The 13,310-nt window shown below is 45.6% G+C and carries 11 protein-coding genes; 4 read left to right on the top strand and 7 right to left on the bottom strand.

Features of this window, described 5'->3' with window-relative positions; translation table 11 throughout:
- Position 1: 1 nt before the first annotated feature.
- The 4 genes from KE627_RS07405 to KE627_RS07390 form a co-directional block, all read right to left on the bottom strand.
- Positions 2–1,066 carry an ABC transporter permease gene (locus KE627_RS07405; RefSeq protein ID WP_013727145.1) on the bottom strand — a complete coding sequence of 355 codons (1,065 nt, stop codon included), beginning with the start codon at positions 1,064–1,066 and terminating at the stop codon, positions 2–4.
- On the bottom strand, positions 1,066–1,590 hold the full coding sequence (locus KE627_RS07400) for a TetR/AcrR family transcriptional regulator (RefSeq protein ID WP_013727144.1): 525 nt from the start codon (positions 1,588–1,590) through the stop codon (positions 1,066–1,068). Before KE627_RS07400 ends, KE627_RS07405 begins: the two co-directional genes overlap by 1 nt.
- Positions 1,591–1,728: 138 nt before the next feature.
- Positions 1,729–2,793: a hypothetical protein gene (locus tag KE627_RS07395; RefSeq protein WP_056939216.1), complete on the bottom strand. Its 1,065-nt coding sequence runs from the start codon at positions 2,791–2,793 to the stop codon at positions 1,729–1,731.
- A gap of 53 nt (positions 2,794–2,846) precedes the next feature.
- On the bottom strand, positions 2,847–3,776 hold the full coding sequence (locus KE627_RS07390) for an IS30-like element ISLpl1 family transposase (RefSeq protein WP_146971951.1): 930 nt from the start codon (positions 3,774–3,776) through the stop codon (positions 2,847–2,849).
- 140 nt (positions 3,777–3,916) lie between these two features.
- On the opposite strand from KE627_RS07390, the gene KE627_RS07385 reads away from it, so the two are divergent.
- The 4 genes from KE627_RS07385 to gap all read left to right on the top strand — a co-directional run bounded on the left by KE627_RS07385 (position 3,917) and on the right by gap (position 9,638).
- Complete coding sequence (locus tag KE627_RS07385; RefSeq protein WP_082602325.1) at positions 3,917–5,686, top strand: DUF5776 domain-containing protein; 1,770 nt, start codon at positions 3,917–3,919, stop codon at positions 5,684–5,686.
- A gap of 118 nt (positions 5,687–5,804) precedes the next feature.
- Complete coding sequence (locus KE627_RS07380) at positions 5,805–6,662, top strand: DegV family protein (protein ID WP_056939251.1); 858 nt, start codon at positions 5,805–5,807, stop codon at positions 6,660–6,662.
- Between the two features lie 332 nt (positions 6,663–6,994).
- Positions 6,995–8,413 carry an MFS transporter gene (locus KE627_RS07375; RefSeq protein ID WP_056939250.1) on the top strand — a complete coding sequence of 473 codons (1,419 nt, stop codon included), beginning with the start codon at positions 6,995–6,997 and terminating at the stop codon, positions 8,411–8,413.
- 205 nt (positions 8,414–8,618) lie between these two features.
- On the top strand, positions 8,619–9,638 hold the full coding sequence (gene gap / locus KE627_RS07370; protein WP_013728858.1) for a type I glyceraldehyde-3-phosphate dehydrogenase: 1,020 nt from the start codon (positions 8,619–8,621) through the stop codon (positions 9,636–9,638).
- Positions 9,639–9,701: 63 nt separating this feature from the next.
- Here the strand turns inward: gap and KE627_RS07365 are convergent, their stop codons facing one another.
- From KE627_RS07365 to KE627_RS12340, 3 genes are all read right to left on the bottom strand, one after another.
- Positions 9,702–10,100 (bottom strand): hypothetical protein, encoded by a 399-nt coding sequence (locus tag KE627_RS07365; RefSeq protein ID WP_013728859.1) that lies wholly within the window; start codon positions 10,098–10,100, stop codon positions 9,702–9,704.
- A gap of 210 nt (positions 10,101–10,310) precedes the next feature.
- Positions 10,311–12,044, bottom strand: coding sequence for a MucBP domain-containing protein (locus tag KE627_RS12345; protein ID WP_056939249.1), 1,734 nt, complete (start codon positions 12,042–12,044; stop codon positions 10,311–10,313).
- Positions 11,981–13,216, bottom strand: a complete 1,236-nt coding sequence (locus KE627_RS12340; RefSeq protein ID WP_240034484.1) for a MucBP domain-containing protein — start codon at positions 13,214–13,216, stop codon at positions 11,981–11,983. The genes KE627_RS12345 and KE627_RS12340 overlap by 64 nt, the downstream gene beginning before the upstream one ends.
- Positions 13,217–13,310: the final 94 nt, after the last annotated feature.

Here is a 13,310-nt window from a genome sequence, read left to right as displayed (position 1 = left end):
ACTAACCTCCAATAACACTGACAGGGTCAACGGTTGCGATCTTTTGCGCTGGAATTGCCGCACCAATGACGCCCATAATCATCAAGCCAATGGAAATCCAGGTGAGCACCGGAATATCAAAGGCCATCGGCACACCGACCGGAATTAACGATCCCGTCAGAGCCGCCAAGAGACCACCAATGATAATTCCCGAAGCCATCAAGATCAAAGATTGGCTGGTAATCGTCGTCACCAAAGCTCTCGCTGGAATTCCCTGGGCCCGCAATACTGCGTAGGTTGGCAGAGCCTGCATGGTCAAAATGTACAGGAACACGGCAATGATCACCAATGAAATAATCATCAAAAAGCCGATCATGAAGCCAAACGTGGTGTTTTGCGCAGAATAACCGGGCAACTTATTAATGAATTCATTCATCGAATACGTCTTTAACTGGCTATTGTGAGCACTGTACTTAGCATTCTTTGACACAATCGCACTGCCGGCAATCGGAACCCGGTCCATCCCCCGCAAATGTTTCCACGTTGGCAGACTACCATAAATCACTGGAGCAATGTTTAACTTAGCGTTCTTAGTGAACCCGACAATTTCATATTTGTCACTCACAGAGTTCAACGTCACCTTGTCACCGAGTTTGTAGCCATCGGTCTTGAACTTTTCGTCAACCACCACTTGATGGTTGTTGCGAGCTTTATGACCCGAAGAGATTTTTAATCCCTTATAGATGAACTCACTCTTCTTGATGCCGACAAATTGGGCAGAAATCTTTTCTTGACCTTTGTGTTTGGCAACCACCGGCGTCGACCCAATCACTGATTCCTTAGCCGACAGTTTGTCGTCCTTGGCTTGGGCATTGGTAATCGTCGACTGAGACAGATTAATATTGGAATCCTTATTCAAGACCACGCTCTTGGCATCCCAGGAATTGATCGCCTGGGTGTTTTCCCCAGCCAATCCGAATGCCAAACCCGTCAGGATAAAAATTAAGTATGCAATCAAGGCCACCATGGCAATAATTAGGCCATACCTCAACTTTTCGTGTCGAATTTCTTTTAGTGCCAAATACATTATGCATTCCCCTTCCCGGCTAACAAGTTCAATGTTTCAGAAAACTTTTTCATGACTACTGATTCATTTTGCGGCTCAATCATGATTTGCTTAATGGCCTCATGACTGAGGATCATCGTCGCCCATTCCCGCGAACTAACCGTGTTGGGGTCAATTGATCCTTGCGAAATCAGTGATTCATTTTTCATTAGGTGCATCTTGATCAATCCCAGATACTGACTATCGCGAGCACCTTTGATGAACGCCTCGACTTGATCCAAATAAAACTGCGGGTCAAATTCAGTTCCCACCTCGTTGTTCACATCACTGTGAATATCGCGCATCGCCACGCCGTATAAATATTTGTAAGCGTCGGTTAGATCATCAAAATACTTATAAAAGGCCCCCCGGGCAATCCCGGCAGTCTTGACGATCGGGGCAACTTGAGCGGTTGCCAGTGGTTGATCTGTAAATTCCTTGAGTAAGGCTTTTCGAATTTTGGTCTGCTTCTCATCACTTAGATTGGTAAAGGTTGTTGATACCATAATTGTTCTCCTTTGCGTATGACACCGTGTCATCAATTTATGAACTGAGTATACCCCATCGGTGACACCGTGTCAACATAAAGTCTCAAAAAATCCGTCACCAAGGCAGCAGCCTTGATCTGACGGATTTTAATGGTATTAATATCTGGTTGTTGAACGTAATAGTTCTGGATTACGGTTCGACAGCAGCATGGCGTGCCCGGTTGAGTCAAAAATCATACTTTCAAACTCACGGTGAGAATTAAAACGAGTGTATTTAATGTCACTTGGACGCAAACTGCCACTGCCGTTTAATTTACGAGCCGGCAGGGTTTGAATTGAGTCATCGGAAACCAGGTACAGTCGGCCGTTGTGCGGGTTATACCCCATAGACTGCTGGTGAGTTCCGGTCTGCTTTCTCAACAGCTGCTTGGCTAAACGAACATGGATCGAGCGGCTGCCCAACTTGCCTTTGTAAATTTTAACGTGGCCGCCGGAAATCCCCCACCAATAAGCGTTACCGGAGTTGTCAAACGTTAGGTCATGGCCGGCCGGCACCATTGCACCACGGTTGTTCATGTGAAACTTAATGGCACGATTTGGCTTCAGCGACGACATGCTGATTCGTTGAATGGTTGACCAGGCAGTCGGCTTCATGTCAGCCCGATCCCGCCACATCCAAATTGAATGCTGCTTCTTATTGTAAGCCAGCGATTGACCGTGACCGACATCAAACATTGGACCAACTTTCATACCGGCAGTCTTTTTAAGCAGAGAATCTTGAGCCTTGGCCAAACTCATATGATCCAGGGTACTGCGGTTATATCTGACCACAAAGCCCTTCCCATGAAATTGGTGCGGCGCATACAGCACGAACAGATATTTCCCGCCAAATGCGGCAGCTTGAGGATTGGTCAAATCACGACTGGATTTCCCCAATGCCATATGCGTACTTGGGAGGAGATATTTGGTCTTCAGCGTCCACTTCGTACCATGGACACTCTTGATGGTCTCACTACCGCTGGGATTCTTTGACCAGCCATAGTTGCCATTGGCTTTGACAAACTGGACTTTACTGTTATTCAAAATGCGTAAACTGGCGCCTGAATATTGGCTGATGGCGTTGCTTTTTTGCACATACGTCGCCGCATCAACAGTACCCACAAATGACGTACTCAATAGAATCGCTGTGGCGATCCCCACCGATAACTTTCCCAATTTCATACATACCCCTCCAGATATTTGGTTATATTGATATAACATGGTAGATTGCAAATTTAATCCGAATTTTTTGACAAATTGGTCAGCATGACCTGATAAGGTGTTTGCCAGTCAAGTATTTTAAGTGGTCTCTGATTAATTTCGAGTAAGGTGGTTTTCAAGCCTTGAGCACTAATGTGCTCAAAATAAGTCCCCTTAGGATAAAAATAGCGTAAGTTCCGATTAAATCGTTCATTACTGCCGCGCTCAGCTGGCGTATAAGCATGGCAGTAATAGGTCTTAATACCATATTGTGATTCAAGTGATACTAGCCCACTAAACTCAGTGCCACGGTCCACAGTAAAGCTGTGCACCGGACCATTAAAAGTGGTTAGGAACTTAGTTAGTGCTTCATTAACAGTCGCTGTCGTCCGATCTTTTAACCGGTATGCCCAAAGGAACCGTGATTTGCGATCGATTAAAGTTAATAAAACTGCCTTACTATGCCCACGAGGACCAACGACTGTATCTAGTTCAAAATCGCCGATGCGATTACGTTGATTAATCATCATGGGACGCTGTTCAATTGATCGCCCCAAAGATTGATTATATTTGGATCGTTGGTCAACGTTACGCCGTTGGCGTACGCCATGTTCAGGTAGATCATTCAAGGAGAAATCAATTCTCCCCTGATTTAGCCAATTATAAATAGATTTAGTAGCTAGTTTAAATTCGTGAGCAATCATTCCTGGTGACCAGCTTAGACGTAAATGGTTGAGAATTTTTTGCTTTAACTCATCGCTCAGCTTAGTTTTCCGACCACATCGTGATCGCTTGTATTCGGCATCTGTTTGTGCTAATTCAGCCTGATAAGGTTGACATCGAGATAATTCATAAGAAATTGTTGACGGTGATCGGTTCAGCCGAACGCCCATTTGGATATTGGACAGCCCTAGTTCACAAAAGGTTTCGATTTTAATTCGTTCGGAATAGGTTATACTAGACAAAAGATCAGCTCCTAAAAGATGGGTTTGTGGTAAACACCATTTTAAAGGAAGCTGATCTTTTTTGCCCGAACAGCGTTCGGATTAATTTTACAATCTACCTTACATATAATTATTGAGGGACAATTGAAAGGGGAATTTTTATGATAAATATGAAGCATAATTTGCGTCGTCATATCTTACAAGCAGCCTTTACGCTTGTTGGTGCAGCAACGCTTGGTTTAGTGGCTGCTGGAGGGACAGCATCTGCTGCGGATTCAAATCCTGTCAGCGCGAAAATCTCGTTCTCAGCTACAATTAATGGAAACGAAAAGGAACTTGTATCTGCTGATCAATATAGTAATAATGAGCCAGCAGACCCAAGTCTAAGTGACGCTACACCGATTAATGTCGATAAGGCATCCAACATCAAAGAAAATGTTGTTGTTACAAACACGGGAGCCACACCCCAGAAAGTATATGATGTTCTTCAGCTACCAAGTCTGGGTGATATGTCTTCTGCGCCTCTAATCAACAATTCAACGGTTGGAAAGCCAACTTTCTCCCAGCCAACTGATGGTCCATTCCACTTAGGATATAAATATCCATCTGTCGGTGATACTTATTCAGTAACATATCCAGCTAACGAAAACCTCTGGGCTGTTCAAATCGGGCAAGATGTCTCCAATGGATATATTGGTCCTGAAGAGCTAGGTGCCGGCCAAACTCTCAACTTATCAGTTCCGCTAAAAGTGGACACTTCTAATTCTAATCCTTCACAACTTGCTATCGGGCGAAATTCGAAAGATGTCCAAGGTTATATGGAGGTAACATATTCCTCTCCAATCGCATTAAAGATTGTTCATTCAATCACTGCAAAAGATTTCAATGATGCCAACTATAATTCACTATGGTCCAGTACAAATAAAGGTGTCGTTAGTCTTTATGATGCTGATGGTAACGCCGTAAGTGATGTAGCAAAAGCAACTGTCAAGTCAGTTACGCCTACAAATAACCCAGCTCAGTACCAGGTCATTTACAGCTATGATGGTGTGGACAGCATTCCCGTTACCGCAACTATCGCCGACAAAACATTTATCGATGCTAAAGATTTTACAATTCCTTATGGTAGCAATTGGGATTCACAAAAGTTTAATGGTTTAACCAAACATCTCGGATCAGATGGCAATGCTGTAACTCCGTTATCAAAAGATGTGACTGTATCTACCAACAAAGCAGTTGATACCACCGCCGCTGGTAGTACGTATGATGTTACTTACACAATTGACGGCATTACCAAGATTGTCAAGGTAACTGTAGGTCAACGCAGTGTCACACCAAGCAACAACTCAAACAATAACAATTCAAACACTAACAACAACGGCAACTCCGGCAACAGCGCCTGGAACCCGTCAAACCCAAGCAACCCAAACGGAACCGGCCTACCAAACTACGCCGCCGTTAAAGGTTCAGCGGTTTACGCAACCAAGGGTATCTACATGTACCGCAGTGCTAATTTCACGAAGTCACAACGAACTGCCACTTATCCTAAGGCTAAGCGGGTTAACCGCCCAATGTTTGTTGTTTTAGGCTATGACAAGTCCAATGGTGGCGCCCTTCGTTACAAGGTTCGTGACGTTAACCACGGTAAGAAGACCGCTGGCAAGATTGGCTACATTACCGCCAACCCGAAGTACGTTGTCAACGTTTACTACAAGACAATGCCTAAGAGCCACAAGATTACCGTTATTAACAAGAAAGGCATTCACGCCTACAAGAACGTGAACTTAACCGGTCGCGCTAAGACCTTCAAGAAAGGCACTCATGTAACCGTTAAGAGTTTTGAAAAGCACAACCTGACCACCCGTTACAAGTTAAGCAATGGCACTTACATCACTGCTAACAAGAAACTGGTTATTCAAGGTAACTACTAATATGTAGGAATTAGGAAGTCTCGACCTTCGTCGAGGCTTCTTTTTTGTGGACTTCCTTTGTTTTGAATCAAAATAAGGGTTAAAATACAATTACAACCCCGAAAAGAGGATAATCGAAATGAAAACAGCCGTAATTACCGACAGTGCCAGCTACCTCGATCCAGTGGTCGCTGCCCAATATAACATCACCGTTCTGCCGATTACCATCATCTTCGGCATCCAGGAATACCACGATGGCGTTGACATCACCTCGCAAGAATTCCTGAAAAAATTGGCGGAGACTGACAAATTGCCGACAACTGCGCAAGTCACCATGGCCCAAATGCAGGAAGCCTTTGATACCTTGGCTGACAAAGGCTACGATGAAGCCATCTGTGTCAACCTATCATCTGGCATCACCACCTTCTACGAGAACTTAGTGGCCTACAGTCGCCAAGTCACCAACATCAAGGTCTACCCGTTTGACTCGAAAATCGCCAGCGCCGGCGAAGCTGACTTATGCTTGTTAGCGGGTAAGATGGCCGAAAATGGTGAGAATGCCGATGTGATTATCCCCAAGCTTGAACAGCTGCGCGACTCGATTCATGTTTCCTTAGTCGTAGACAGCTTGGATCATCTGCGCAGAACCGGCCGGATTTCCAACACCTCCGCATTTTTTGGGAACATGCTGAAAATCAAACCAATTCTAACGTTTGACGACGCCGGCAAAATCGTTCCAGAGGCCAAGGAGAGGACCATGAAACAAGCGCTCCAGCACATCATCAATTCCATCGACCAGACGACTTTCGATTCGCCAATGCGGATTTCAGTGGTTGACGCCAACAACCCGGACTTAAGTAAAGCCTGGGTGACAGCCTTTCATGAGCATTTCCCGAAGGCCAGCGTCAGCACCTACCAAATCAGCCCGGCGATCGCTGTCCATACCGGCGAAAAAGCCATGGGCGTTGTCTGGGATTTGGATTGGAATCAAATTTAAAGCCACCAGCAAGTAACTTGAACCGGAGTGAGTGAATTGCCACTCGCTTTTTTATTGCCCTGGAATTTGTCTGAGAAGTTTTGAGCATCTGCCATTATTTAAAAGTCCGATCAGCTTAACTCCTCGACTTTTGAAGTATCGGTATTATTTGCAAATTCACTTCAGTATTTGCCATCGACTTTTAAAATATCGGCTATTTTTCAAAAGTCAGCATCCAATCAAGCGATGACTTTGCAAAAATCGCCGTTATTTCAAAAGTCGACATTCAAAGTATCACCAAGAATTCAAATTAAATTCCATTTTTAACTATTGAATCAGAAAGAGATGAAATCATGTCCAACACTAACGAAAAAATCAGCCGGCAAACCTACCTTGCCCTGCTGGCTGCCGCACTGCTCTCATTTACCGGAATCCTGACCGAAACGTCAATGAACGTCACCTTTCCCGAATTAACCAAAGTCTTTAACGTCACCCTGGACACGGTCCAGTGGATTACCACCGGCTACCTGTTGATGGTGACGATTGTCATGGCAACAACGGCCTTTCTGCTTAAGAAATTCAAATCGCAAAGCATCCACTTACTGGCCGCGATTGCCTTTGTGGTCGGCGACATCATGTGTGCCACCTCAGCGAATTTTCCAATCTTAATGAGCGGACGCTTAATCCAGGCGATTGCGACCGGGTTGTCGACGCCGTTGATGTTCCACATTATCTTTAACAAAATTCCCGCGGGCCGAATCGGTTCGATGACCGGTCTGGCTGGGATGGTGATTTCTTTAGCACCTGCGCTTGGGCCAACCTATGGCGGAACCGTGTCATCGACCATGTCCTGGCGGATGATTTTCTGGTTGATTCTGCCAATCATCGTCATCAGCTGGTACCTCGGATCCCGCTATATTCGGATTGATCCAGTCGGCACCGGCGGCTTTGACGTTATCAGCCTGATCTTCCTGGCTGCCACCCTGTTCTCATTTGTCTTCGGCGTCAGCAAAGCCGGTAAATACCCAATGTTGAGCGGGCAAGTCTTGATCCCGTTTGTCATTGGCTTCATTAGTCTGGCAATCTTCATCTACTCCGACACTCATGGTAAAACCCAGCTGCTGGACATCCGAATTTTGAAATGGCTGTCGTCTTCGCTGTCGGCGTTCACCTACTTCGTCCTGCAATTCGTCAACATTGGCGTGTCGTTCCTGATCCCCGTCTATTGCCAATACGTTCTCCACAGTTCGCCATTCATCGCGGGACTGGTCTTGCTGCCAGGATCACTGGTTGGTGCGGCAATTTCACCATATGCCGGTCACCTCGCCGACAGCAAGGGATACGCCTTGCCAATTATTCTGGGGCTCAGTTCAATGACGTTGGGCGGCCTGATTTTCTTCGGCATCCAAGCCGTCTTGACGGCCTGGATTGTCCTGTTGAACTACACCTTCCTGCGTTTTGGCTTCAATATGGGCTTCTCGAACACCATTTCCAATGCCATGTTAAACGTGCCACGGAAGTATACCGCCGATGTCAACTCCTTGTTCAGTATGATTCAGCAATTTGCCGGCTCAATTGGAGTTGGGATTATGGCTGCGGTGATGGCCATCAGTCAGAACAATGGTACCGGAAGCTTGGCTGCCCGTTCGTTTGTCGGTGGAAAATATGACTTCCTGTTGGCAACCTTACTGAGTGCAGCCGCATTGATTGCTGCTGTGATTAACTTTAGACTGCAGAAACGAATGAAATTGAATATTGAAGAATCTGATTAGGTCCTTCTAAGCTGAGGTCGTTGTGCAAGTCGATTTACTTGCATGGCGGCCTTTTTTGAGTGCCATTCATAGTTCAAATTGCCAAGTCTCTTTGATTGAATTTCCCCCTCAATCCGCTTAAACTTATTTTGATGATTACAACAGGTTGTACACAAAGTAATTATCATGTCGACTGTCGATCAGAATTGTAAGGGGGATTTCACTTATGGTAAAGATAGGAATTAATGGTTTCGGTAGAATCGGTCGGTTAATTTTACGCCGGATCTTGGAAATCAACGATCCTGATTTGGAAGTTGTTGCGATTAACGATTTGACCAGCCCATCCATGCTGGCTTATCTCTTCAAATATGACTCAACTCACGGTACCCTGCCATATGAGATTTCGTCAACCGATGACTCACTGGTCGTTGATGGAAAGAACTACCGTGTTTATGCAGAAAAAGACGCAAGTAACATCCCTTGGGTAAAGGAAAATGGCGTTGATTTAGTCCTTGAATGTACAGGTTTCTACACTTCCAAGGAAAAATCCCAAGCCCATTTGGACGCCGGGGTTAAGAAAGTCTTGATCTCAGCTCCTGCCGGCCCAATGAAGACCATCGTGTTTAACGTTAACGACGATACTTTGGATGCCGACGATCAAATCATCTCAGCAGGTTCTTGCACCACCAACGCTTTGGCACCAATGGCTTACTTCCTGAACAAGGAATTCGGCCTCGAAGTTGGTACCATGACCGCGATCCACGCATTTACCAGTTCACAGATGATTCTTGACGGCCCTAAAGGTAAGAAGTTCCGTCCTAACCGTACTGCTTCAGCCAACACGATTCCTCATTCAACCGGTGCTGCTAAAGCAATCGGCCTGGTAATCCCAGAACTTGAAGGCCATTTACAGGGCCATGCTCAACGGGTTGCCGTGGTTGACGGTTCAGTTTGCGAATTGGTTTCAGTTCTCAACACCAAAGTTACCGCTGACCAGGTCAACGATGCCATCAAACCGCACACCGTTGATAACCCGGCATTTGGCTGGAACGAAGATGAGATTGTCTCATCTGACATTATCGGCGACACCCACGGGGCGGTCTACGACCCAACTTTGACTGAAGTAACCTCTAACGGTGACTTCCAAGTTGTTAAGACCGCTACCTGGTTCGATAACGAATATGGCTTCGTTTCCAACATGGTTCGGACTGCCAAGAAATTCGCCGAAGTCTCCGGCTTGAACTAATTTAACTAAGCAATCAAAAAAATCGTCACACCATTTATTGAGAAATAAATAGCGTGACGATTTTTATTGTGCCCGAGTTAAGCTGACAGTCAAAACATTATCTTTGGTGGTGCTGTAGCTGGCCAAGATGCCGTTAACGACGTCGGCGGCCTTGCCATGACTGGAAGTTGAGCGATGGTAAGTATTAATCCAAGTTCCCAGTGCTTCCATGCCAAATTCGAAGCCTTCAAACACCCGCATGTACTCCAGTGACTGGGGTTTTGGTGTCACAATCGTGATCTTTTGTACTCTCTGGTCGGCAATGACCATCGACAATTTGATCACGTCTGTGTCGAAGAAAACCTGAGTCCCATCAGCCACGCTCGTCGGCAGTTTGTAATCCGGCAGCTGAATGTTTTCGTTGTACACCCGTGAAACGTACTCGTATGTCCCCAAATCGGTGGTGCCTAATTCTTGTGTCACAGAAAATCCCCCCTAGAAGTGTTACGTGACTTATTGGTACTTACAATGATTATATATTGGTTTGGGTATTTATTGGCAAAATTAGCTTGCAGAAACGTACTGTTATGGAGGGATAATCGTGAAAAATCCGGGACCAAAAGCCAGTAACTTCCTTGCTGACGGCAAACAAAAACACCATTGAGATTGACTTCTCCAATGGTGTTATTTGAACTATTTGATCACTTTGACATACTTCTGATTAGCAGTCACATAACCGCCCTTCACAGCATAGCGCATGGTTCCGGACTTGGTCAGTGAAGCTTCATGACTGAAGGTATAACGCTTAATCACGAGTTTGGTGCCTTTCTTGAAGTGCCCGTTTCGCTTGGCCAAATTTGGATCGGCATACCGGTTGATGAAGTGGGTGGCTTTCAATTGGTGAGGCTGCTTGATTTTACCCATCTTAACCAGCTTCCGGTTACCGGTAATGTAGTGGCCGTTGCTCAGAACGTAACGGGTGGTCAAATTGTGTTTGACGAAACCGGTTACGTGAAGAACCGTTCCCTGCTTGATGTTCTTCACTTTGCCCGTCAAATTCTTGTTGAGGTATTCATTAACACCGCGGGGATTGATCACCGTCAGTGTTTGATGACTGCTGTGGTAGTAGACGGGTCGAACATAATCAAAGTTGGTGGTAATATAGCCGGTCCAGCCGTCGGTCTTGCTCAAGTGGTTGACGTCGCGGACTTTGTAACGCAACCGGCCAGCATTGGACTTAGCGTAATCAGTGACCACAAACATCGGTCGGAAGACCCGTGGCTTCTTGACATAACCAAATTGACGATCGGCCTTCTTGAAGGTTTTATCTTTGTAAAGATAAATCTTCTTCAAGGAGTAAACCACTTCGCCCTTCTTAGCAATCTTACCGAATTGGTTGTCAGTAGTCGTTCCGGGAGTCGGTTGTGGACTCGGCGTCGGCGTTGGGTTGACCGGTGTTACCGGGTTAACCGGATTAATTGGTGGATTGACCGGAGTCACTGGGGTTTGTTTTTGCTTGTAGTAGTAATTCACATCAGGTGTCTTGTCGCTGTACGTCCCAGTGATATTATTCGGCAGTCTGTCAGTATCCAAAGTGTAAGTCTGCCCATTAACGGTGAGTGTTTGTGGTTGATAGGAACCGTCGGCTCGGTATGAATCGTTAATTTTACCGTAGATCTTTTTGGATTGAATCAGGGCGCCGGTTGCTTCATTGATGTAGTTGACAGTGACTGTCGCCGAGTTATCGGTTGGGGTTACCGGAGTGGCATCCTTTTTGTAGTAATAGTTGACTGCAGGTGCATTTTCGGTAAACTTCCCGTTAATATTATCAGGCAGCTTAGCCTTATCCAAAGTGTAGCTGTCGCCGTTGACGGTCAGCTTGTCTGGTTGATAAGGGCCATCAGCTTGGTAACTGTCACCATTTTTGCCATAGATTTTCTTGGATTGAATCAAATCGTTATTTTCTTCGTTGATATAGTTGACGGTCACTGCGGCAGAGTTATTGGTTGGCGTTACCGGGGTGGCATCTTTCTTGTAGTAGTAGTTCACTGCTGGTGTTTGATCGGAAAATTGGCCTTTGATATTTGCCGGCAGTTTGTCTTTATCCAAAGTATAGCTGTCACCGTTAACGGTCAGCTTATCTGGTTGATAAGGGCCATCAGCTTGATAGTCGCCACCGATTTTACCGTAGATCTTTTTGGATTGAATCAAGTCTCCGGTTGCTTCGTTGATGTAGTTCACGTCAACTGTGGCCGAGTCGTTGGTTGGGGTCGGCGGTACGTCCTTTGGGGTGTAGTAGACATTGATGGTATCGTCTTTGCCTAAGACGCCTTTGACTACCGGCTGATCGGCTGTGTAGCCAGCTATTTCCGGAGAATCAATTTCGTAGGTTCCCGCACCACTGGCCTTGTATGGATCAGCCAGCACTTTGTTAGTGCCCTTTTCGAGGTAGTTGATAGTGAGTTGATAGTGAGGTGGTATTCAGTGATGGGTTCGTAGACAAACGTTAGTGGGTTACCGACGGGTAATGGCATCGATGCCGTCGCATAGGTCCGAATCATGCCATAACTGAAATCAGCAGCGATAAAGCCACCCGGCGTCGCCTTAACAGTCACAGTCTTACTTTGAGCTTTGCCAGTAAAACTAAAATCGGGAATCTTCGAGTAATCAAATATCATGTACATCTGTTGGGTATTTTGGTCGTCGATTACTTTTCTGGCAATCGTCACGTACCGATTAGATTGCTCAAATTGCCAATCACCTGGTGTCGTGGCCGTAATGTTATTGATTAAAAATTGATGGGCGTTATTCATATAGGGAACTCTCACAAGTCGATAGCCAGGAATGGTGGGGTAATTAACATCCACAAAAGTTCCTGAATAACCGGAGATATTCTGGGTTGGCGCCAATTCGTTTCCTTTGGCATCAACAAATTTTGCCGGCACATTATTTAAATAATTAAGCGGATTGGCGGAACTTGACGCATACAGATCATTATTCTGTAAATCCAACTCAATATGACCATTTTGCCAGGAAAATTGAACATTACCGGCATTATAGGTCCAGTTGGGATTGAAATCACTCGCCGTTGGCCCTGGAACCTCAATCGTATTCGTCAATTTTCCATCGCTATCGACGTTATGCAGATAAAATCTCGAGTTGTCCTTGGCCCAGCCGATCATCCAGGCATTAGAGCCGGTGTAATAAGCATAGTTGATCGTTTCATCTGGATTGGGTGCTTGAATATAATCATTAGAGTTGATGGTTCCCTGTGTATCGGAAATTGTCTGGGAGCCCACTTTCGCATTGGTGCCCATTGGGTTGGCCAATTTTCCGGAAACGTAGACGGGTGCTTGATGAAAAACACTTCCTTTGTAAAAATTAGTCACTGGAATATCCGAGTGTTCTTTAGGATCAATCGTTGGGTTGTCAGTCTTATCAGCCGGATCGGGCGCCTTCACCACTTTCATCGGCGTCACAATCGTCCCGTCCGGTACCGCATCATCAGCAACTTGCGTGGTCGCGGCATGGGCCACATCATTTGAAGTCATCGTCGAATCTGCGTTGGCAAACGTCAGGATTCCCCCTGTGCTAATCACGAGAAGTGACATTAGCAAGTATTTATTGACTTTCATATTCGTATTCCACTTTGGTTATTGTTGCTATTAGTTATCTTATATATCCAAACCCATT

The sequence above is a fragment of the Lentilactobacillus buchneri genome (genome assembly GCF_018314255.1).
Taxonomy (GTDB): domain Bacteria; phylum Bacillota; class Bacilli; order Lactobacillales; family Lactobacillaceae; genus Lentilactobacillus; species Lentilactobacillus buchneri.
This window is presented reverse-complemented; position numbering and strand designations above follow the sequence as displayed.